This window comes from Shewanella sp. Arc9-LZ (assembly GCF_010092445.1).
Taxonomy (GTDB): Bacteria; Pseudomonadota; Gammaproteobacteria; order Enterobacterales; family Shewanellaceae; genus Shewanella.
Genome location: NZ_CP048031.1, coordinates 467,411 through 489,024, shown reverse-complemented (window position 1 = coordinate 489,024; position 21,614 = coordinate 467,411). Strand labels below are relative to the sequence as shown.

Below are 21,614 nucleotides of genomic sequence, written 5' to 3'. Positions count from 1 at the left end.
TCACTTGTTTTTAAAAGTTATGTAGCTAGTCACTACGATTATCATTAAGGTTTACCAATTAAATCGGCGTATAAATTGTGTTGCTGTAACTATTTATCCTGCATTTTCAACTCCCAATCTCTTATTGCTTGAGCGGAAAATAAGACCTTCCTACCAACCCTAAATACTGTGGGTAGTTGCTCAGGATGACGGGATACATTAGCTCGCACCGTTTTCTCATTCAGACTAAACATCTCAGTGAACTCTGCGATGTTAAAAGCACGTTTTTGCATAAATTAACCCTCCTCAGGTTGTTTCATAAAAGAAGTTAAAGCGCGGCCACCAAGCATGGCTTCGCCCGTTTTAGTGTTGGCATCAAGTAACTTGTCGTTTTGATTAAAGGCGTAAATCAAGGTCGTTTTCATATCCGCGTGCCCTAAACTCTCACGGACTAGGTTTAAATCACCTGTAACGAGCAGCTGATTAGTCGCAAAGGTTTTTCTTAAAATATGTGCATGAAAATGCGCAGTAACGCCTGTTTTTTCTTGAACGTAACAACGAATTCGTGCAATACATTTGCTAGGCTTACTCATGAAATTTCTAGGAATTCGACTAGGGAAAAGGAAGACGCCATCGCTATAAGCGAGAGCCAATTTGACTACATCAATAGCAACAGGACTCAATGGATGAGAAATAGGACGACCAGATTTAGAGTCGGGAATATGGAGAACAGCAAATTCGGCACTAAACCAACTTAATTCAATTGAACGTACATTCCCTTGACGCAAACCAGTCATTAGAGAAAGCAGCAAACATAAGGCGTGAATTGGATTTGAATCTCGAAAAACGGCTTCAATAAATGCCGGAATCTCAGCCTTTGATAAGAACCGTTTAATACGAGGGCTCTCTTTAGGTTTTTTAATTCCTAAACATGGATTTTTCTCAATTATTTCGTGCTCAATCGCCAGAGACATAAATTTGGAACAAGCAGCTAAGTACCGAGCAAGCGTTGCAGATGCTCGACCGTCAGATAATCCATTTAGCAGTGTAACAATGTGGAGCTTAGTGATATTGCTTACATAGTCATCACCGTGAGCTGCAACAAACGGGTTAAGACGTTGCTCAAAACCCTTACTATCCTTATGGTGTTTTGTTGAGTATGGCAGCACAACATCATTAAGAAATTCGTTAACCGTAATGGTAGATCGCGTTTCAAATTTTTCATTAACGATCTTTCCAATAAAATCGTAAGAGCGTTTCTCTAGCTCTTTCCAAGTGTTGTCACGTAAGTTTCCAACCGTTTTATAGTACCGCTCACCGCTATAATTCATCGCAACAACAATAGGCGTTCTTTTTAAATTTGGCACTGCTAGAATCCGCTCATCCCCTCCCAAATAAGCAACTTTATCCTCACCGGGTTTGAGTAAAGGCAAGTTTTCTAATTTCTTCTGGGTAAATTTCCCAATCGATACTTTCTTCATGATTTTGTCTCAAAGTTAAATAGTGTTAGCCCGTGTAATCTGAGAACAAAGATAAACGATAACCACTTTAAAACCAGTTGCTTAGAGTCAAACCAAAATAAGCTTTTATTGGACAAAATACCCGAACGTACCTTTATGAAAAGTCGCCATACCACGTATTACAAGGCTTAGATGTAAATCACACTTTTTATGTTGCTTTTTAGTGGGCCGAGGAAGATAGCTTGAGACAAACGAACGCCGTTAACCATTGATTTTTATATCAATAAACAAATTACTCACTATAAAAAAAAGATTTTTTATAGTGAGTTAAATATTACTGGAATTAATAGTGAAGTGGTTTTGAAGTGTTTTTGCTAATATGTATCGCTATCATATTGGTAATATTGACGAGTGAGTGGATTATGGCGAGGGCAAAAGAAGCATATTTATTCATTGATAAAAAAATGTATGAGAAATGGCTGCAAACAAGTAAATCGACTATCGAGCCGACGTTAACCCTTACCCTAATATTTTTGATGAAACGTTTTAAACTATCCCACCGTTCAGTAATCAGTCTATTTAATCAAACGTTCGATCAAAGCATTAAATTGCCAAGTGAATCAAAGGTGTTTAAAGAAATTGCACACTTAAATAAAACGCACAACTATATGAATTCTTTTTCTTATACATATTTAACAATAGACGGTGTTGAAGATGTGCCGAATATCAAAGCAAAACGAACAAATAACGAGGGCATTAACGCAGATAACGAGGTGTTTTCACTTTCGGGTAGAATACGCAATAATCACATATTCTTCGATCATCTAGCCCCTCCAAATAACAGCTTCCCACTCTTAAGTCATGCAACCCAAAAGAATGTGATTAAAAAAGAAGTAAACCAATTAGATCAAAGCCTAACGTGTTGGTTTGAAGATAACCATTCATTAATTAAAACATTCAAATCTGTCTTAAATATCACCAATAATGAAGACCTATTTGACGCGTTAATCCCGTTCTTGATAAAGAAAAAATGGAAGTCACATGGCTCGATAAATAATAGCTGGATAATTAATAGGTTAAATACAATAAAAAGCAGTCATCTACAGTCAATACCAGATAAATCAGCATACATATCTCTGGCACTCAATAAACGCAACACCATACCCACTCAGCCAACCTTCCAAATAGGCTCATTAACGATTTCATTAATTGCCCTCGCATACAAAGAAAATAAGCCTACTTACGCAGGAGATCCCTTCGCTAAAAGGTTATTGCTATGGTGTCGATGTAATAATAGCGGTATGAATTTCACCAAATTACTGGATAAATGGTTGAAGACAGACGAACAATTGACTTACTCAATAGAGGTCGTTAAAAAGAGTAATCGTGTAACTATAAGCGCCATCGACAACAAAATTGATATTCCATATGTAAAACAAGGCATTAAAAGAGACCAAATAAAAACAAAAAATAATAACTTTGGCTATGCAAGCAGTACGACGCTGAACAATTTCGGTCACGATATACCGGACGATTTCCAAACAAACCCTGCGAAAACAGCACTAAAAGCAACACCTCTCGAAATAGCTAGCTATGAAAAACTTGATGAAGATAAGCTTAAAGAGCACTTAACCCTATGGGTATATTACCTAAACTCATTATCTGACCTAAGTGCCGATGATAAAATCCACTTTGATAAATCCGAATACATAATTAACATTCAGAACTAACAAATACAGATGAATTAGTGTTATCCCCTACGAGTAAATCATACTTCCTAGTAACCAATTGTTTTTAACTACTTTACTCAAAATAAAGCGAACTAAACAACTATTCTATATCCAACAAAATCACCCCAATTTCAATTAGAAATTAGGGTGGCTATCAAATAGGTTAGTAATATTCCTTTATGTACCCGTAAGCTCTATCAAACAGCACTTGATCGGTATGCAGCTTGTACTTAAGCAAAGCTTTTCGAAGAGACTTTTGAACTTCTCGCTCGCCACCTGTGGTGGTTTGCCAACCAGGACTGCTCAAGCTGGGAGAGTGTTATTTTTTCAATTGCCGTTTATCACTTCTTCGAATGTAATTATTCTCTATCCCCCAATAGAGAAATTACATACTGTATTAACTTCATGATTAAATTAACTAATCATAGAATTCCCACTTCGCACTATCCTCTATTTGCGTACAAGAGGTAAAAAAATATGGGATAGCCAGCACAGTCCAAGCTATTAAAATTCTATTTTTTAGCGCACTGAAAAAAAAATGAGCTCGCCCTACCTGCCCATTTTTTAAATTAATGATTAATCATCCATAACAAACCCAACAACACCACCAATAATAGCCCCAACAGCCATACCCTGTGGGCCAAATCTTGCGCCAATTAAAATACCTGTGGTTGCACCTTTTACAGCGCCATTTGAAAGCACACCATTGTCTGAATTTGTGTTGCTCATTGTCCATTTCTCCGCTGTTATACTGCTCGCCGAATGATTAATCCGGCTTTCAGTTAGATTGACTTGAGGTAAGCAAGTCATCACACCACTACTTCCTTGGTGTAATGACTGACATTTTTTGACTCTGATTTTTCTTAAACTTACCCCTGTCTATAAAAGGCACTTCTGCTCAATCAAACGAAATTTTTACGCTGAATATTTCCATCTCTACATAGCTGATGAAGTTAGTCAGTAATAGTTCGATAAGCTCATTTCCATCTTCTTTTTCTAAATAACCACCGTACAAGGTATAAACCTGCTGAGTGATAAAACATACATCGATCTCTTTAACTAGCTCAGGATAAGGTTGACCTTGAAAGCTAAAGTCGGTGATATATTCAAAACCCCAATGACCATTGTTGCTGGTGGATTTGATGACGCGAATTTCCACGGGGTGGTAACCGCCATCATCTGCTGAGTAACCAGGATCTCTAAAATTAAAGGTTATACCTGTTATCTCTTCCTGCAGAACCGTTACCTTGGATAGTTCGTTGTTGAATATGCTGTAAAGCGCTTCGGGCACACGAAAGCACTGGCTTGGATTAAAAGTCAGTTTCATTATGTTTTCCTAATTTGAGTTTGTGTAGGGGAGTTAGCGTTAACGTCGCGTATGAACGCTGATTATTTGGGGGATGTTATTTTTGAGAGACCGTTGGCAATGGCGTTAACTTAGACAAATCATCTCTGTGTTTAGCCCAATCAGTGTGAACTACATGCAGGAACTGGTTTCTATTGGATTGCACTATTAAGGCGATCCCTTCGCAACGCAAAACCGCTGACAAGAAGCTTACATTGTTAGCCGAGCCACCTTTGATGACAGTTTTAAACGTAGAGGATCTAAATGGCTTCTTACCAGCAAGCCCCTCAAGGAGCATATATATTTTGTCTAAACCAACCCACTCTTTACTAAATAAACCACCAGAATCATTACTTGTTAGACGAATATACAGGCTCTGATCATCTTCATTCAACGCCACCTCATAGCCAATAAGACCAGTAGATTTAGGTGATAATTTTGGGGCTAGACCAACAAGTATTGTTTTGTACTGCATATCTACATCAACAGTACTTTCTGCTGCTTTTAGGCTAGCTCCATCTATCTTATTTTTGGGGCTTGCCACTTCTTTATTACCCGTAACATTACCAATTTTTGCATCGGTATTGACGTTTTCACCTGTGCCACCTTTAGGGGGCTTTACTGTTTTCGTATTCATGATTTATTTCCTGTTTTTTAATCGGATTAATGGGTTATTTGTAGTTATAAATACGGCGCTTAGGCCGAAGAATTAAAGGTAAACCTGTATGACAACTGATCCGTACTAAAGGGTTATTAGTCATTAGTCTTGCTCAAGTCCATATCAGTAGGCTTTATTAGATACAAACCTCGGCCTTCATCATCGGTAATCGTTAATGACAGTTGGTAGCCATCTGGCAGGCTCTCGATAAACTCCGGCAGGTGTTCTGAACGTTCGATAAAATAGCGAGTGACATCATCAAGACAGGCTAATGATTTATGGGCATCATCATCGGGATCAAACACGACAATCGTTGATGTGTAGTCACGCCAAAATTCAATCGCTTGTACTCGAGAGCCAAAGGGCTCTAGCAATAAATCAACAACGCATTGAGCCACGACAGGATTTAATGCTAATTGTTGCTGGGTAGGTAAATAATGAAGTATTTGCATGGTCCATTCTCCTAAATGAAAAAAGCCCATTCATCACAACCTTAATAGGTATAGATGAATGGGCTTTAGAGTGGTTTTTTATAGACAGCGAATTAGCTAAACAACTCAGATAGCTTCTCACTGGTTTTTCGCATGGATTCCGTGGTTAATTTTGCATACCGTTGAGTCGAAAGAATCGATTTATGTTGCAACTGCTCTTGCACTAAACGCAATGAAACGCCAGCACTAACAAGATTCGATGCCGCTGAGTGACGTAAAGTATGCAAGCACACACCATCAGGGTTGATCTGAGCTTTCTTAAGCAATTTGATAAAGGTTTTCCTCGCACTCCCTAACGGCTTTCCTTTTGCTTTTCCTGCAAATAGATAAGGGTTATCAGCGGTGAGGGGTATATGAGCAATAAACGACAACATGGCATCAGTTAAGTAAATACTGCGGGCCTTGCCGTTCTTTGTGATGGGGATATGTATCACGCGCTTGGACACATCAATATCTTTAACTTTTATATTCGCGACTTCGCCACAACGTAAACCCGTTAAGGCTAATATTGCAATGTAACCCGCAAGCGTTTTATTGGAATATTCTCGACAAGCAGTCAGTAGTCGTTTTACTTCATAAACATTTAAAAATCGTGTTCGAGCATTATTCAATCTAAAAAGTTTTACAGGCAAACAAACGTCATCATCAATAACACCTAAGTTGACAGAATACTTTGTCATAGATTTCATTAACATCAATGCTTGATTACAGGTTGCAGGAGCATAGGGAGTACCGTACTTGTTGACTTGGTCTGCTAGAGCAAGGTGAAGCTGCTGAACATCTATGGTGCGTAAATCTCGATAGAAAAGATTACCAAGCCGAGGGGCGATCATTACATCATACCTATATTGGTCATCTCGCCATGTTTTTTTACGTTTCTTTATGCTGGGTAGGTAATGCTCAGTAAAAAACTCATTAACAGTTAAGTGAGCCGTGCTATCGCGTTCGGCCTTTGGGTTAACCCCTTCGCCTAAACTAACTCGATGCTTTTGCGCTATCTGCCGCGCTACCGCAACATTAATATCACCTAAACGACCCAAACTAATACTCTGCTTACGACCGTTGTAGGTATAGCGAAAGAGGAACCGTTTGCTACCAGTTTTACCTACCAGGCATTTAAGCCCTTGAGTTACGGTATCAGTCACTTCTAATTCAGTCGAATTAGAAGTGCGAGGGTTATCTGGTAAGGCTTTGATGGCCTTATCTGTGAATTTGAATTTCTTTAACATACTAAGTCCTCAATAGAATCTATCTACTAACTTAATATCTATTTATTTGCTGAGTAATTACGGCTATCTCAATTTTTGTTAAATCCCCCCATTAGTACTAATGGGGGGATAAAAAAGTGCTTTTGTCGCCCTTTTTTTATGAACAAGTAATTAGCCCAGAATAAGTGAAATATCTTCGCTTAGGCTAATAAATTACTAAGGAAAATAATGATGGAAGATTTAGCCATTAAAATACTATTTATAAGTTATAAAGGGGGTGTAGGTAAATCTGCACTAGCCATTAATTTAGCCGCTGAAATCGATGCAGATTATGTCACTAATGACTTAATCACCACCAGCACCAATGCGATTCAAATAGACTATACAAAGCGTAAAATCCCTAAGGGCTTACTCTCTCTTGACCGCGTAGTATTTGATTTTGGAGCTATGTCAACTCACCTTGATCCTAAAGCGGTTCAAGCGACGCAAGTTGCTGATGTGATTGTTATCCCCACCTTTACTGATAGAAGAAGTTTAGAAGCGACAATAAAAACGGTTCTGCTCATTAAGCCAATGAATAAACCCATTGCGATTGTGATCAACCATTTCACTAAACAAAAAGAATTCGATGAAGCTGTTACCTATCTAACTGAAAGCCTCGGAGAGTTACCTATATTTGCAATCAGAACCACAACGCTCTTTGCTCGAGTAGCAAAAGATGGAACTGACTGGTTTAAACAGATCCACAATCAACATGGAGAGTGGCAATTAAACAAATCACGATTAGCTCATGAGGACGTTTACAATGCAATTATTGAGTTAGGGCTTCCAGCATGAAACTACAAACATTAAAAAGTTTAGAAGATTCCATCGGCGGCAGACCTAAAGCACTAGCACCCAAACAACGCCATACCTTTTACTTGAACCCAAAGGAGTCTAAATTATTGAAAGCGTATGCTCGTGATAAAGACATCTGCGTGAGTCAATTAGTGAGGAACTTGATTAAGGAGCTTGTGGAAGTGAATACTTAAATAAAAATAAAAAAGAGATAGTTCACATGAACTATCTCTTTCTTTATAGGCATTGGCCGAGAAAGCCATCTCAGTCTAATAACAGCTGTTTACCATGGCCGTAAACATTAATTGAAATAGTCTGCTCATCTAATAATGGGCAACAACTCTATTAAGTCCTTTTTTTAAAAGTGACTGACAGATGAACACCTGAACAAAAAGCTATAAAACCCTCAACTCAAAAAACGCCTTAAACCAGACCGTAAACTCCCAAAATTAACTGCAACTAATCTGCAACTGTCGATGCTGACACATAGCCAAAGCGTTAACTTTCATTAGCACCCATTTGCGTTATTTTTCGTTCTCTGAGCACAGGATATGCACAGGAGCGGTTTATGGCTAAGGTATTTTTACTTATAAAAAGGAGTTTAATCATGAAATAGTAAATAATTTAGTAAAAGCGATAGGATTAATAAGAAGAAGTAATGCAATACAAGCTGTTGACGGTAGAGGGTAATCTTAAAAGCAGAAAGCCCGTAACGCTTTGAAAACGTTACGGGCTTACTAAATTGGTCGGTGATAGAGGATTCGAACCTCTGACCCTCTCGTCCCAAACGAGATGCGCTACCGGGCTGCGCTAATCACCGAGATTTTTACTTGAAAACAAGTCTGATATTTATTTAACTTTGAGGCTAAATTCGCTATGAGAAAGCGGGAATTTGGTCGGTGATAGAGGATTCGAACCTCTGACCCTCTCGTCCCAAACGAGATGCGCTACCGGGCTGCGCTAATCACCGAGATTTTTACTTGAAAACAAGTCTGATATTTATTTAACTTTGAGGCTAAATTCGCTATAAGAAAGCGGGAATGTGGTCGGTGATAGAGGATTCGAACCTCTGACCCTCTCGTCCCAAACGAGATGCGCTACCGGGCTGCGCTAATCACCGAAAATAAAACTATATAAAACGACAAATTGAATGGGGTGACTGATGGGGCTCGAACCCACGACAACCGGAATCACAATCCGGGACTCTACCAACTGAGCTACAATCACCACTGACTTTCAATTCTACTAACCAATACGACAGAAACAGTACATGCCGAATGGTGCGCCCAGAAGGATTCGAACCTTCGGCCTTACCCTCCGGAGGGGTACGCTCTATCCAGCTGAGCTATGGGCGCTCGCCTTGGTTAGCGACGCATATATTAGGGATAAAACACCGTCACGTCTAGCCCTGATTTGCTTTTTTTAACTGACTGATTAACTTTTGACTCATTTACGCTAACTATTTGCTCACTTCTTACTTATTCGCACTCATTTACGAGAGTTATTAACTTTATACTGACATTAATTTAGCTTGGATCACATTTGTATTTATGGTAATTATAATGATTGTTCAACAATAATTTGTTCACATAATTAATAGGATAACGGTCAACAAGGGTATGGATACTGCAATAAGTCACTCAATAGCCTCTCCACGAGTCGAGCATCTGCAAAAAAGGATCGCTCGCTTAAAGCGTTTGGCTAAAAAATATAAACGTTCTGAGACTATTCAGAACGCTTTACTGGGTATTTCTAATATTGCGACCCAGGTCACTTCACTTGATGATTTTTATCAACGAGTACACTTACATCTGCAGCAACTTATCCCTGCAGAAAACTTTTTTATTGCATCTCAAGACCAAAAAACCGGACTGACAAGTTTACCTTTTTTTGCCGACCAACAAGATTCTCACCCAACGGAACTCTACCCAGACCAGGAAATATCAGCATTACTTAATAGTGGTTTAACAGGTTATGTGCTCCGTAATGGCACACCTTTGTTATGCGACGATAATAAGTTTAATGAATTGATCGCCAGTGGCGATATTAAAAGCCTTGGCTCTCCAAGTCACCAATGGCTTGGCGTACCCATCAAGAACCAAGATGTCGTCAGTGGTGTACTTGTTGTACAAAGCTATAACGAAGCCAATACCTACGGTGAACTTGAATTAGAATTAATGGGTTTCATTTGCCATCATATTTCTGGGGTAATGGAACGGCTTGAGCATCATGAACAACTAGAACAAGCCATTGTTGAACGCACCAAAGAACTCAGCCAAGCTTATGAAAAAGTCAAAAAAGAGATAACGGAACGAGTTAAAGCCGAAAAATTACAAAAAGCCTTATTCGAAATTGCCGATTTATCTGCATCAAATGTACTCCAACAAGACTTTTATTTACGACTTCATACTATTATGAGTCAATTAATACCGGCTGATAACTGTTTTATCTCATTGATAAACGATAACAATATGTTGTCATTTCCTTTCTATGTTTCGCAAATGACAACCGAATATCCAGCCTCTCGTCCTATGCAGGATGGGCTAACAGAATACATCCTAGAACATAAATTACCGCGGTTATTATCATCTAAAGATATCGCTGACATGGTTGCTAATGGTGAGATTTACGCAAAATCACCAGAATTAAACAAAACCGATAGAATGCATCAATGGATAGGCATTCCGCTGATCATTAATGGCGATGTCGCTGGCGCATTAACGATTTATAGCTTGGGTGACGCTCATATTTATCAATTGAAAGATTTAGAGTTGCTGACGTTTGTGTCTCAACATATGGCCAATGCTATTGAACGTAAATTGGCGGCTGAGTCACTGAAAAATAGCCATGAGCAGTTAGAAGATAAAGTCGTTAAACGCACTCGAGCACTCGCTGAACTGAACAGTAATCTTCAACAAGAAATTAATCAGCGCCGAAAGATTGAAGATCAACTCTTACACGATGCTCAGCATGATGGACTGACAGGGTTACCCAATCGCAGCTATTTAATGGAACGATTATCACAAGCATTAAAACACTTGCGCCGGCATGGATTAGATCAGTTTGCATTATTATTTATCGATCTCGACCGCTTTAAAGTGATCAATGATTCTTTTGGTCATCTCGAAGGCGATCGCTTTTTAATTGAAACCGCACAACGTATCAAGTCATGTGTACGTGAAAATGACACTCTAGCAAGAATGGGCGGTGATGAATTTGTTATTTTGCTGGATTCTATTAATGCCACGGAAGATGCTATCGAGGTCAGTGATCGTATTTTACAAGCGTTGTCGATGCCCTATCAGCTAGCCAAACAAGAGTTCATCTCAGGTGCCAGTATCGGAATTGCATTTAGTGGACGTAATAAATTAGTCACCAGCGAGTCACTACTTCGTGATGCTGACGCTGCTATGTATCAGGCTAAAGCTAATGGTAAGGGTTGTTATGTTATTTTTGACGACAAGCTCAGCGCACAATCTAAGCTACAACATGAATTGGAAATTGATTTTAAAAACGCCCTAGACCAACAAGAATTTGAAATTAACTACGTTGAAGTGGTCGATTTTACTAATGGTGAAATAATTGCTATTGAACCTCACGTTGAGTGGCACCATCCCAAACAAGGCATAATTGAACATGGCAAAATGAAAAGTCTTGCCGCACAATACCAGCTCACACTTAATATCGACGGTTATATTTTTTCTCACTTAAGTGAACAGTATCAATTTCTTAAACAAAAATATGGACCGTCAGTATACTTACATCTATCCATTAGCAGCCAGCACATCAAAAATAAATTCGTATTACGCAATCTCAAGCAAACGATTAAAAGTAGCAACATCAATCTTGAGAAATTAATATTATTCTTTAACGAAAAAGCACTAGTGCAAGACACCGAAAACCACATCAATGGTTTCGAGCTCATCTCGCAACTAGGCGTGCAAATCGGGATCGATGGCTATGGCACAGGTTACAGTTCACTCAGTTGCCTGAGCTTTTTACCGATTAAGGCATTAAAGTTAGATGATGACATCAGTAAGCATTTACTCAATGACAAACAGTTACAATTAGTCAAAGCTTACCAACTGACGGCACAAACACTTAATTTCGATATGTACGCCACCACAGTAGACACACAACAACAAGTAAGGCAGTTTTTAGAACTGGGTTATGTGCGTGGTCAAGGACGAGCGATCAGTAAACTTTTTAATGAAAAAAAAAAGCCACATAAGGCCTGTGCCTAATCAATAAGTCCAACCCAATTAGCACTATTTTTTAAACATATCGCGTATGTTGGCGATGTGACTTTTGCTGGTTTCGACACGCTGCTCTTCTGTTTGAACAGGCTTACGGTTTTCCCAAATTAAGTCATCTTGCGGTAACTCAAGTAAAAAACGGCTCGGTTCACATCGCATTGTTTCACCAAATTGGCGACGTTCACGGCATATTACAAACCACAATTCACGTTGTGCACGGGTAATACCCACATAAGCCAGACGGCGTTCTTCATCGACATTATCTTCGTCAATACTCGACTGATGCGGCAAAATGCGCTCTTCAACGCCCACCATAAATACAAAAGGATATTCCAGTCCTTTAGAGGCATGTAACGTCATTAACTGAACTTGATCGCCACCTTCATCCTCGCTGTTGCGTTCCATCATGTCGCGCAGGGTTAATCGAGTAACTACTTCTGGTAACGTCATCGGTTCATCTAACTCATCACCTTCGAGCATTTCGGTAACCCAGCGGTATAATTCCGAAATATTCTTCATCCTCATTTCAGCCGCTTTAGCGCTGGTACTCGTTTCGTATAAGTAATCTTCGTAATTTATTTTACGAATAAGCTGTTTAATCGCTTCGACAGGCTCACCACGCGTGGCAACTTCACCAGTCTCAACAATAAATTTACCAAATTGATACAAGGAGTTAACCGCAGCTGGTGCTAAGTGATGGTTGAGTTCAACATCAAAAATAGCTTCAAATAATGATATATGCTTTTGATTGGCAAAATTACCTAAACGCTCCAGCGATGCAGGGCCGATACCACGCTTAGGTAAGTTAACCACCCGTAAAAAAGCATTGTCATCGTCAGGGTTCACCACTAAACGTAAATATCCCATGATATCTTTAATTTCTGCACGAGAAAAAAATGAAGTACCACCACTAAGCTTATAAGGAATACGGTTGGTCATAAGCGATCGTTCGAGTAAACGAGACTGATGATTACCTCGGTATAAAATGGCGTAATCACCGAACTTAGTCCGCCCAACAAACTTATGCCGAATGATCTCGGCAACCACTCGTTCAGCTTCCTGCTCTTCGTTAGCGGCAATTAATACTCTTAAGGGCTCACCGTAAGCTAACTCACTGAATAACGCTTTGTCGTACACATGAGGGTTGTTAGCAATCAAAATATTGGCTGCCCGAAGAATACGTTGGCTTGAACGATAGTTTTGCTCTAACTTTATGAGTTTAAGTCTTGGGAAGTCAGTCCCTAATAACACCAGGTTCTGTGGCTTTGCACCACGCCAAGAATAAATAGATTGATCATCATCACCTACTACCGTAAAACGTGCTCGCTCGCCCACCAGTAATTTAACTAACTCATATTGGCTGGTATTGGTATCTTGATACTCATCCACCAGCAAATATTGAATTTTAGTCTGCCAACGGGTGCGGACTTCTTCATTCATCCGCAATAATAAGGTTGGAATTAAGATTAGGTCATCAAAATCGAGCGCATTATAAGATTTCATATGCTGAGCATACCTGGCATATAACATGGCAAATAATTGGCTTTGCTCGTCTTTTGCCATACTTTTTGCTTGCTGAGGGATCACTAATCCCCCTTTCCAATTCGATATCGCTGATGCCAAAGATTTGATCAGGTCTTTATCATCATCTAACTCATCTTCGGTCAGTTCTTTTAATAACGCGAAAGTGTCTTGGTCATCAAACAATGAAAAACCCGCTTTAAGCCCAAGCACTTTATGCTCGCGCTTAATGATTTCGAGCCCTAAGGTGTGAAAAGTAGAAATCCATAATCCGCGCGCTTCTTTGCGCCCCATCGACTGAGCAACACGTTCTTTCATTTCACGCGCGGCTTTGTTGGTAAAGGTTACTGCGGCAATATTACGGGCTTTATAGCCACACTTTTCAACTAAGTAAGCAATTTTATTAATGATTACACGTGTTTTACCACTCCCCGCGCCAGCGAGCACTAAGCATGGACCCGATACATAATGTACGGCTTCATTTTGCCCTGGATTGAGTTTCATTAATCATTACACCTTGCTTAGCCTTAAACGAAGGCGGATCATAGCAGAATCAACTGATGACGGTTAACGAAAAATCACACTTAGTGTTTGGAAAAGCGCTTACCTCGGTTACAATTAAATCAATGTCTCAGTAGGGAATCATCATGATTAATCCAAAGAAAATAGAAGAGCTCGCGAAACAACTTAGCGATAACTTACCCAGCGGTGTTAAGCAATTTGCCGGTGAGTTTGAAGAACGCAGCAAGCAGATATTACAAAACCAATTGATGAAACTGGACGTGGTATCGCGCGAAGAGTTTGAGGTTCAGCAACATGTGTTGCTTAAAACCCGCGAGAAGCTTGAAGCATTACAAGCGCAAGTGAATGAGTTAGAAAAAAAGTTTGCCGAGTAACTAACCTAAATTCGGAATAACGATTGATATTACTGACTCTGTAATCGTTTTAACTCATTTACAGACATAAAAAATGACGCTATTTAGCGTCATTTTTTTACACCTACTAAGCTTGTTAACCTCAGTTCTGGTTAAGAGACTCTGCTAATGCATATAAGCAAAGGGCGACGTTTTCGCGACGGGCACCATAGCCCATTAAGCCGATGCGCCATGCTTTACCCGCTAAAGCACCTAAGCCTGCACCAATTTCTAAATTATATTCTTCCAATAAATGCTTACGCACTGCAGCATCATCAACACCATCTGGAATATAAACGGTATTAAGTTGCGGTAAACGAGACGCTTCTTTAACCACAAATTTCAATCCAAGCTTGGTTAATCCATCGCGTAATAATTGATGCATTTTACGGTGTCTTGCCCAGGCATTTTCGAGCCCTTCATTGGCTAACAAACGTAAAGACTCATGGAGGGAATATAATGCATTAACGGGTGCAGTATGATGATAGCTGCGCTTAGCACCAGCGCCGTTGCCCCAATAACCCATCACTAAGGTTTGATCTAAAAACCAACTCTGCACCTGGGTGGTACGAGCTTTTAGTTTAGCAACGGCTTTAGGCGAAAATGACACCGGAGATAAACCGGGCACACAAGATAAGCACTTTTGGCTGCCTGAATAAATGGCATCAATGCCCCACTCATCCACCAGCAATTCAACGCCACCCAATGAGGTCACCGCATCAACAATACTGATACAGTCATGTAATTGCGCCAAGGTGCACAATGTTTTGGCATCCGACAGCGCACCCGTTGAGGTTTCTGCATGTACAAAGGCTAAAAATTTGGCATCAGGATGCGCGACAAGTGCAGCTTCAACTTTATCTGGGCATACGGGTTCGCCCCATTCATTGTCGACCACAACAGCAACACCACCAACACGCTCAACGTTTTGGCGCATGCGCTCACCAAACACCCCATTACGACACACGATTACCTTTTCACCTGGTTCAACTAAATTGACAAAACAGGTTTCCATACCAGCACTGCCTGGGGCAGATACCGCTAAGGTCATTTCGTTTTTAGTTTGAAAAGCATATTGAATTAAGCTTTTTAGCTCATCCATCATGCCAACAAATAATGGGTCAAGGTGGCCAATAGTCGGCCTTGATTGTGCCGCAAGCACTTCGGGATACACATCAGATGGGCCTGGACCCATTAAGATTCGGCGCGGTGGCATAAAAGCTGGAATTGTTGGTACGGGTAACATCAATGTCTCCTTAAAATGAGGTCGAAATTCATAATTCAGTATGAATCTGGAAAAATTTACCCTACATATAAAGCAAACTATACCAATCAGTTGCTGCAAAATACATTAACATCAATTTATTAGTGGTCGTTGGTAATAGTTTCTACAAACCTACGAATATTTTTTCGTTTTAGGCAAACTGACAATACCACATTGAAGCACTAAATCACCTCAGAATGGTCGTTAACCTGAACTAGGGATAACAAACGCCTCTCAAACAGCCCTTTGCCTTGCTAACGGTGTTGAATTAATTTGCAATAGACCCGCTATTGACGCGTCTATTCGCCTTGTTAGTAAAACAAATGACAAGTTTGATAGTGATAAACGTCTAAGTTTATGATCTTTATTATCATATCTTGGTCTCTTATCCCGAGATCAGGTTAGTTAAAAATGGCTTACGATTTTGCTTTAGCGCTATATAAAAATAACTGATATGCCGGACTGTGGGTTTCTTCTTGATAAACGAAACCTAACTCCGTTAAAAACTGTGCAAATGCCACGTCGTCTTTAGCCGGAACTTCAAACCCAGTTAACACCCTGCCAAAGGCTGCCCCATGGTTGCGGTAATGAAATAAACTGATATTCCATTTACTCTGTAAAGTGGTTAAAAACTTCAACAATGCCCCTGGATGCTCAGGAAATTCAAAACTAAACAAGCGCTCTTCTAGTGGCTCAAGTGGGTGACCACCGACCATATAACGCACATGTAATTTAGCGGTTTCATCTTGGGATAAATCTTGAACTTCAAAGCCTTCAGACTCAAGTTTAGCGATAATTTCGCTTAGCTCTGCTTGGCCACCGGTAAGACGAATGCCGGCAAATACCACCGCAATGTCACGGCTACTAAAGCGATAGTTAAATTCGGTCATCACCCGTTTATCGAGTAACTCGCAAAAACGTAAAAAGCTGCCAGGCTTTTCAGGGATTTTTACCGCTAGTACCGCTTCTTTTTGCTCAGCTAATTCACAGCGTTCAGACACATAACGTAAACTATGAAAATTCACATTGGCGCCACTCAATATTGCCGCGACTTTTTTCGGTGCATTAATGGAGTCACCTTGTTGGGCCATGTATTTTTTAAGCCCAGCAATCGACAAGGCCCCTGCAGGTTCAGCTATCGCTCGGGTATCTTCAAAAATATCTTTTACTGCCGCACAAATTTCATCAGAAGTAACAGTAACCACTTCATCAACGTATTCACGCGCTAAGCGAAATGGCTCTGTACCAATGCGTTTAACCGCTACGCCGTCAGCAAACAAACCGACTTGAGCCAGTGTCACTGGTTCATCGGCTTCTAATGCCGCCTTTAAACATGCTGCATCTTCGGGTTCGACTCCAATGATCCTCACTTGTGGCATTACCGCTTTATAATAAGCCGCAATACCGGCAATTAAGCCACCACCGCCAACGGGCACAAACACGATTTCGATATCGCGTTGCTGCTGGACCATTTCTTGCGCAATAGTGCCTTGCCCCGCAATAACCGCTTCATCATCAAAAGGAGCGATATAAACACGCCCTTCTGTTACCGACAGATTCTTTGCATAGTCATTGGCTTGATCAAACGCCTGCCCATGAAGCACCACATTGCCACCTAAGCGTTTCACAGCATCAATCTTAATATCTGGCGTGGTACTAGGCATTACAATTACGGCATCAATACCGCGACTGGCAGCAGACATCGCTACCCCTTGAGCGTGATTGCCCGCCGATGCACACACCACACCTCTATCACACTCATCTTGAGTTAACGCTGCTATACGGTTGTAGGCACCACGTATTTTAAATGAATGCACAGGTTGCATATCTTCACGCTTTAAATACACCTGACAACCAAAGCGAGCAGACAATTTATTCATGCTCGACAATGGCGTCACTTTAGCCACATCATACACAGACGATAGCAAAATTTTCTGTAAATAATAATGCGCTAAATCTAATTGAGTTTGAGACGCCAAAGCCAACATATTACCCCTCCAGCTTAGTGCGATCGCGTACAGCACCTTTATCAGCACTGGTTGCCAATAATGCATAAGCTTTAAGGGCTAATGACACATAACGCTCACGAGACACCGGCTTCCAACCTAACGGGCCTTTAGCATCCATGGCTGTGCGACGCTGAGTCAGCTCTGCTTCACTAACATTTAATTGAATGCTGCGCTTGGGAATATCGATCGCAATTTGATCGCCGTTTTCGATCAGTGCAATAGTGCCACCTGATGCTGCTTCTGGTGACACATGGCCAATAGACAAACCAGAAGTACCACCCGAAAAACGACCATCGGTAATTAACGCACATTTAGCGCCTAACCCACGCGATTTCAAATAGGTTGTTGGATACAGCATTTCTTGCATACCAGGGCCACCTTTTGGGCCTTCGTAGCGAATAACAACCACATCACCTTCAACCACTTCGCCGCCTAAAATACCGGCTACCGCATCATCTTGGCTTTCGTACACGCGAGCACTACCAACAAAAGTTAAATTAGACTCATCAACCCCTGCCGTTTTGACAATACAGCCATCAACGGCCACATTACCTGACAATACCGCTAAGCCACCTTCTTGACTAAAGGCAAACTCACGCGAGCGAATACAACCATTTTCACGGTCGTCATCAACACTGTCCCAACGGCAATTTTGGCTAAATGCTTTAGTGGTTGGAATACCAGCAGGGCCGGCACTAAAAAAGCGGATCACAGCTGGGTCGTTAGTTTGTTTAATGTCGTATTTAGCTAAAACTGATTTTAAATCGCCGCCATTGTCTGCGGCCACATGCGGTACATCGTTATGGATTAAACCTGCTCTATCTAACTCGCCTAAAATACCCATCACCCCACCAGCACGGTGAACATCTTCCATATGATATTTAGGCGTTGATGGTGCAACTTTACATAGATGAGGCACTAAGCGCGATATGCGATCAATATCGGCCATAGTAAAGTCAATTTCCGCCTCTTGCGCGGCAGCCACTAAATGCAACACTGTATTAGATGAACCGCCCATGGCAACATCAAGTACCATGGCATTTTCAAATGATTTAAATGACGCAATATTACGTGGCAATGCCGTTTCATCGTCATGCTTGTAATAACGTTCAGCCAACATCATCACGCGACGACCCGCTTCTAAAAATAATTCACGACGGTCTTCATGAGTTGCGAGCATGGAACCGTTACCCGGTAACGATAAGCCTAAGGCTTCGGTTAAACAGTTCATCGAATTAGCAGTAAACATGCCCGAGCATGAGCCACAAGTAGGGCAAGCACTGCGTTCGATTTGCTTACTGTCTTCGTCACTGACATTAGAGTCTGCACCGGCGATCATGGCATCAACTAAATCAAGCTTAATAATTTGATCAGATAGCTTGGTTTTACCCGCTTCCATTGGTCCACCGGATACAAATACCACCGGAATATTTAACCGTAGCGCTGCCATTAACATGCCAGGAGTAATTTTGTCGCAGTTAGAAATACACACTAATGCATCTGCACAATGCGCATTCACCATGTATTCAACACTGTCTGCAATTAACTCGCGTGACGGTAAGCTATACAGCATGCCGCCATGGCCCATAGCAATACCGTCATCTACGGCAATGGTATTAAATTCTTTGGCAATGCCACCTGCTTCTTCAATGGCACCTGCAACCAATGATCCCATATTCTTTAAATGCACATGCCCAGGTACAAACTGAGTGAACGAATTGGCTATCGCGATGATTGGTTTACCAAAATCATTTTCTTTCACGCCAGTGGCACGCCATAGTGCGCGGGCGCCTGCCATGTTGCGGCCTTCGGTGCTGGTTGCTGAACGTAATTTTGGCATTGCTAATATCCTTGTTTAATGTGGATCGCGTTATCGGTTTATTCACCTTATAACGACTAAAATAATCTCTAACTACACAATCTCTAACTAAATAGTCTCTAACTAAATCGTGCTGGATTTAATCGTAAACTCTAGCCGTTGGCGACTTGGTTTAATGGTGCCGCCGATAGCACTTTACAGTGCGTGACATCAATTAATTTATCTAACTGGTTGCTGAGCAATTCAATGGCACGTTCGGCCTCAACCCATAAGTCGACCGCCATACTGGCGTCTTCATTAATGCGAACCTGCATTTGGGTGACTTTAAAACCACGATGGCGAGTAACACGTAGAACGCGTTCCAGTACTTCGGGACGTTGTTGAACGGTTATTTCTAATGCATGCATCATGTTTGCTTCTCCATTTGATCCATCATTTCACTATTACTCGCACCCGGTGGCACTAGAGGCCATACATTAAAAGCATCATCAATCGACACATGTAACATAAAAGGACCGCTACTATTCAACATATCATCTAACCCTTGTTCGACTTGATCCGCTCGCGTTATCGTTCGACCTGGAATATCAAACGCCGATGCCATCAGGACAAAGTTAGGATTGTCAGATAAATCTGTTTCACTGTAACGTTCTTCAAAAAATAACTGTTGCCATTGCTTAACCATACCCAGTTTTTGATTATCAATCAGTAAGATTTTTACCGGCAATTTACGACGCTTAATGGTGGTCAATTCTTGAACATTCATCATAAACGAACCATCACCAGAGACCGTGACCACTGTCGCATCAGGTCGGGCAACTTGTGCGCCAATAGCGGCAGGTAAGCCGAAACCCATAGTGCCTAAGCCAGCGCTGGATAAATGATCCTCAGGACGGCGGAACCACATGTGCTGCGCGACCCACATTTGATGCTGGCCGACATCACAAGCAACAACACTGTCTTCTGGTAGTTTATTAGCTAAACGGCGTAACATCGCTGGCGCATAAATTAAATCACCTGGATGTTGGTAATTCCATTGGTGCTTACGGGATAACTCCTCAACATCGGCTTGCCATTGAGCAATATCCAGTTTGCCAGTAACGGCGGCCGTTAATGCAGGTAACACTATGCTAAGTTCAGCAGCTATCGCCACGTCAGCTTGACGTAACTTACCGATTTCGGCGGCATCGATGTCTAAATGCAATACTTTGGCATTACTGGCAAAACTCGCAAGCCGACCGGTAACGCGGTCATCAAAACGCGCGCCTACTACCATCAATAAATCACATTCTTGCACAGCAAGGTTTGCCCCTTTGCCACCATGCATACCCAACATGCCTAAATAACCTTTAGTGCCATGTGCAATACTGCCCAAACCCTTTAACGTTGCCACTGATGGAATGCCTGTGGTGTCGATAAACTGACGCAACTGCGCAACTGCGCCAGCCATACCCACACCACCACCAACATACAACATAGGCTTCTTAGCGTGCTTAATTAATTCCGCTGCCGCATCTAAGTCAGTCACCAGAGGCTGTAATTCATCATTAACACTTTGAAGGGGGGTTTTGTATTCTAATGCTGCAAGTTGAATGTCTTTGGGAATATCAACTAAAACCGGACCAGGACGTCCTTCTGCTGCAATTTCAAAAGCGCGATATAAGGTGGGAATAAGCTCATTGATGTCGGTGACCATAAAACTGTGTTTGGTGCATGACAACGACATACCTAATACATCTATCTCTTGGAATGCATCGGTACCGATAACACTAGTAGACACTTGGCCCGTTATGGCAACTAGTGGAACCGAGTCAAGTAAAGCGTCGGCAAGTGAGGTGATTAGGTTAGTGGCCCCTGGGCCTGATGTTGCAAAGCACACCCCGGTTTTACCACTAGCACGGGCATATCCCACGGCAGCAAACGCGGCACCTTGTTCATGACGGCTAAGCAAGTGCTCTACAGGACCACCATAAAGGGCATCATAGATTGGCATAATCGCCCCACCAGGATAACCAAATACGGTTGTCACACCATGTGCTGCTAGCACTTTGATTACTGCATCCGCGCCGCGCATTTTCTGTCCTGCTTCCATATGTTGCTCTCTACTTCGTCAATGGTTCTGC

General features: G+C 41.3%; 18 protein-coding genes and 5 tRNA genes. 5 read left to right on the top strand and 18 right to left on the bottom strand.

Annotation, left to right across the window (positions count from 1 at the left end):
- Positions 1 to 89 precede the first annotated feature (89 nt).
- The gene (locus tag GUY17_RS02310) at positions 90 to 272 is read right to left on the bottom strand and encodes a helix-turn-helix domain-containing protein (protein ID WP_162022179.1); all 183 of its coding nucleotides are present in this window, start codon (positions 270 to 272) and stop codon (positions 90 to 92) included.
- A gap of 3 nt (positions 273 to 275) precedes the next feature.
- Positions 276 to 1,460, bottom strand: coding sequence for a site-specific integrase (locus tag GUY17_RS02305; protein ID WP_162022178.1), 1,185 nt, complete (start codon positions 1,458 to 1,460; stop codon positions 276 to 278).
- Positions 1,461 to 1,861: 401 nt separating this feature from the next.
- Here GUY17_RS02305 and GUY17_RS02300 point away from each other — a divergent pair, with 401 nt between their 5' ends.
- On the top strand, positions 1,862 to 3,169 hold the full coding sequence (locus tag GUY17_RS02300) for a hypothetical protein (RefSeq protein WP_162022177.1): 1,308 nt from the start codon (positions 1,862 to 1,864) through the stop codon (positions 3,167 to 3,169).
- Positions 3,170 to 3,745: 576 nt separating this feature from the next.
- Here the strand turns inward: GUY17_RS02300 and GUY17_RS21080 are convergent.
- The 5 genes from GUY17_RS21080 to GUY17_RS02280 all read right to left on the bottom strand — a co-directional run bounded on the left by GUY17_RS21080 (position 3,746) and on the right by GUY17_RS02280 (position 6,892).
- On the bottom strand, positions 3,746 to 3,898 hold the full coding sequence (locus GUY17_RS21080) for a glycine zipper domain-containing protein (RefSeq protein ID WP_174839621.1): 153 nt from the start codon (positions 3,896 to 3,898) through the stop codon (positions 3,746 to 3,748).
- Between the two features lie 169 nt (positions 3,899 to 4,067).
- Positions 4,068 to 4,496: a DUF2787 domain-containing protein gene (locus GUY17_RS02295; RefSeq protein WP_162022176.1), complete on the bottom strand. Its 429-nt coding sequence runs from the start codon at positions 4,494 to 4,496 to the stop codon at positions 4,068 to 4,070.
- 76 nt (positions 4,497 to 4,572) lie between these two features.
- Positions 4,573 to 5,151, bottom strand: a complete 579-nt coding sequence (locus tag GUY17_RS02290) for a hypothetical protein (RefSeq protein WP_162022175.1) — start codon at positions 5,149 to 5,151, stop codon at positions 4,573 to 4,575.
- Positions 5,152 to 5,267: 116 nt separating this feature from the next.
- A complete protein-coding gene (locus GUY17_RS02285) occupies positions 5,268 to 5,624 on the bottom strand; it encodes a hypothetical protein (RefSeq protein WP_162022174.1) in 357 nt (118 codons plus the stop codon).
- 92 nt (positions 5,625 to 5,716) lie between these two features.
- Complete coding sequence (locus GUY17_RS02280; protein ID WP_162022173.1) at positions 5,717 to 6,892, bottom strand: site-specific integrase; 1,176 nt, start codon at positions 6,890 to 6,892, stop codon at positions 5,717 to 5,719.
- A 207-nt stretch (positions 6,893 to 7,099) separates the two neighbouring features.
- Here GUY17_RS02280 and GUY17_RS02275 point away from each other — a divergent pair, with 207 nt between their 5' ends.
- Positions 7,100 to 7,708 carry a ParA family protein gene (locus GUY17_RS02275; RefSeq protein WP_157822799.1) on the top strand — a complete coding sequence of 203 codons (609 nt, stop codon included), beginning with the start codon at positions 7,100 to 7,102 and terminating at the stop codon, positions 7,706 to 7,708.
- Complete coding sequence (locus GUY17_RS02270) at positions 7,705 to 7,902, top strand: hypothetical protein (protein WP_162022172.1); 198 nt, start codon at positions 7,705 to 7,707, stop codon at positions 7,900 to 7,902. Before GUY17_RS02275 ends, GUY17_RS02270 begins: the two co-directional genes overlap by 4 nt.
- A 549-nt stretch (positions 7,903 to 8,451) precedes the next feature.
- On the opposite strand, the gene GUY17_RS02265 is transcribed toward GUY17_RS02270, so the two are convergent.
- The 5 genes from GUY17_RS02265 to GUY17_RS02245 all read right to left on the bottom strand — a co-directional run bounded on the left by GUY17_RS02265 (position 8,452) and on the right by GUY17_RS02245 (position 9,063).
- Positions 8,452 to 8,528 (bottom strand) — tRNA-Pro (locus GUY17_RS02265).
- 73 nt (positions 8,529 to 8,601) lie between these two features.
- Positions 8,602 to 8,678, bottom strand: a tRNA-Pro gene (locus GUY17_RS02260).
- A 73-nt stretch (positions 8,679 to 8,751) separates the two neighbouring features.
- Positions 8,752 to 8,828, bottom strand: a tRNA-Pro gene (locus GUY17_RS02255).
- A 31-nt stretch (positions 8,829 to 8,859) separates the two neighbouring features.
- Positions 8,860 to 8,935, bottom strand: a tRNA-His gene (locus tag GUY17_RS02250).
- 51 nt (positions 8,936 to 8,986) lie between these two features.
- Positions 8,987 to 9,063: transfer RNA gene (locus GUY17_RS02245), tRNA-Arg, on the bottom strand.
- Positions 9,064 to 9,327: 264 nt separating this feature from the next.
- On the opposite strand from GUY17_RS02245, the gene GUY17_RS02240 reads away from it, so the two are divergent.
- Complete coding sequence (locus GUY17_RS02240) at positions 9,328 to 11,952, top strand: diguanylate cyclase (RefSeq protein WP_162022171.1); 2,625 nt, start codon at positions 9,328 to 9,330, stop codon at positions 11,950 to 11,952.
- A 24-nt stretch (positions 11,953 to 11,976) separates the two neighbouring features.
- Here the strand turns inward: GUY17_RS02240 and rep are convergent, their stop codons facing one another.
- Positions 11,977 to 13,989, bottom strand: a complete 2,013-nt coding sequence (gene rep / locus GUY17_RS02235) for a DNA helicase Rep (RefSeq protein WP_162022170.1) — start codon at positions 13,987 to 13,989, stop codon at positions 11,977 to 11,979.
- Between the two features lie 143 nt (positions 13,990 to 14,132).
- Between rep and GUY17_RS02230 the strand changes: the two genes are divergently transcribed.
- Positions 14,133 to 14,381, top strand: coding sequence for an accessory factor UbiK family protein (locus tag GUY17_RS02230; protein WP_059746313.1), 249 nt, complete (start codon positions 14,133 to 14,135; stop codon positions 14,379 to 14,381).
- Positions 14,382 to 14,502: 121 nt separating this feature from the next.
- On the opposite strand, the gene GUY17_RS02225 is transcribed toward GUY17_RS02230, so the two are convergent.
- From GUY17_RS02225 to ilvG, 5 genes are all read right to left on the bottom strand, one after another.
- Positions 14,503 to 15,645, bottom strand: a complete 1,143-nt coding sequence (locus GUY17_RS02225) for an alanine--glyoxylate aminotransferase family protein (RefSeq protein ID WP_162022169.1) — start codon at positions 15,643 to 15,645, stop codon at positions 14,503 to 14,505.
- A 434-nt stretch (positions 15,646 to 16,079) separates the two neighbouring features.
- Complete coding sequence (gene ilvA, locus GUY17_RS02220; RefSeq protein ID WP_162022168.1) at positions 16,080 to 17,651, bottom strand: threonine ammonia-lyase, biosynthetic; 1,572 nt, start codon at positions 17,649 to 17,651, stop codon at positions 16,080 to 16,082.
- Between the two features lies 1 nt (position 17,652).
- Positions 17,653 to 19,512 (bottom strand): dihydroxy-acid dehydratase, encoded by a 1,860-nt coding sequence (gene ilvD, locus GUY17_RS02215; RefSeq protein ID WP_162022167.1) that lies wholly within the window; start codon positions 19,510 to 19,512, stop codon positions 17,653 to 17,655.
- 131 nt (positions 19,513 to 19,643) lie between these two features.
- A complete protein-coding gene (gene ilvM / locus GUY17_RS02210; protein ID WP_011635912.1) occupies positions 19,644 to 19,901 on the bottom strand; it encodes an acetolactate synthase 2 small subunit in 258 nt (85 codons plus the stop codon).
- On the bottom strand, positions 19,898 to 21,583 hold the full coding sequence (gene ilvG / locus GUY17_RS02205; protein ID WP_162022166.1) for an acetolactate synthase 2 catalytic subunit: 1,686 nt from the start codon (positions 21,581 to 21,583) through the stop codon (positions 19,898 to 19,900). Before ilvG ends, ilvM begins: the two co-directional genes overlap by 4 nt.
- Positions 21,584 to 21,614 lie beyond the last annotated feature (31 nt).

Coding starts and splice junctions, on each gene's coding strand:
- GUY17_RS02310 (WP_162022179.1), bottom strand. CDS start 272: ATGCAAAAACGTGCTTTTAACATCGCAGAGTTCACTGAGATGTTTAGT.
- GUY17_RS02305 (WP_162022178.1), bottom strand. CDS start 1,460: ATGAAGAAAGTATCGATTGGGAAATTTACCCAGAAGAAATTAGAAAAC.
- GUY17_RS02300 (WP_162022177.1), top strand. CDS start 1,862: ATGGCGAGGGCAAAAGAAGCATATTTATTCATTGATAAAAAAATGTAT.
- GUY17_RS21080 (WP_174839621.1), bottom strand. CDS start 3,898: ATGAGCAACACAAATTCAGACAATGGTGTGCTTTCAAATGGCGCTGTA.
- GUY17_RS02295 (WP_162022176.1), bottom strand. CDS start 4,496: ATGAAACTGACTTTTAATCCAAGCCAGTGCTTTCGTGTGCCCGAAGCG.
- GUY17_RS02290 (WP_162022175.1), bottom strand. CDS start 5,151: ATGAATACGAAAACAGTAAAGCCCCCTAAAGGTGGCACAGGTGAAAAC.
- GUY17_RS02285 (WP_162022174.1), bottom strand. CDS start 5,624: ATGCAAATACTTCATTATTTACCTACCCAGCAACAATTAGCATTAAAT.
- GUY17_RS02280 (WP_162022173.1), bottom strand. CDS start 6,892: ATGTTAAAGAAATTCAAATTCACAGATAAGGCCATCAAAGCCTTACCA.
- GUY17_RS02275 (WP_157822799.1), top strand. CDS start 7,100: ATGATGGAAGATTTAGCCATTAAAATACTATTTATAAGTTATAAAGGG.
- GUY17_RS02270 (WP_162022172.1), top strand. CDS start 7,705: ATGAAACTACAAACATTAAAAAGTTTAGAAGATTCCATCGGCGGCAGA.
- GUY17_RS02240 (WP_162022171.1), top strand. CDS start 9,328: ATGGATACTGCAATAAGTCACTCAATAGCCTCTCCACGAGTCGAGCAT.
- rep (WP_162022170.1), bottom strand. CDS start 13,989: ATGAAACTCAATCCAGGGCAAAATGAAGCCGTACATTATGTATCGGGT.
- GUY17_RS02230 (WP_059746313.1), top strand. CDS start 14,133: ATGATTAATCCAAAGAAAATAGAAGAGCTCGCGAAACAACTTAGCGAT.
- GUY17_RS02225 (WP_162022169.1), bottom strand. CDS start 15,645: ATGTTACCCGTACCAACAATTCCAGCTTTTATGCCACCGCGCCGAATC.
- ilvA (WP_162022168.1), bottom strand. CDS start 17,651: ATGTTGGCTTTGGCGTCTCAAACTCAATTAGATTTAGCGCATTATTAT.
- ilvD (WP_162022167.1), bottom strand. CDS start 19,512: ATGCCAAAATTACGTTCAGCAACCAGCACCGAAGGCCGCAACATGGCA.
- ilvM (WP_011635912.1), bottom strand. CDS start 19,901: ATGATGCATGCATTAGAAATAACCGTTCAACAACGTCCCGAAGTACTG.
- ilvG (WP_162022166.1), bottom strand. CDS start 21,583: ATGGAAGCAGGACAGAAAATGCGCGGCGCGGATGCAGTAATCAAAGTG.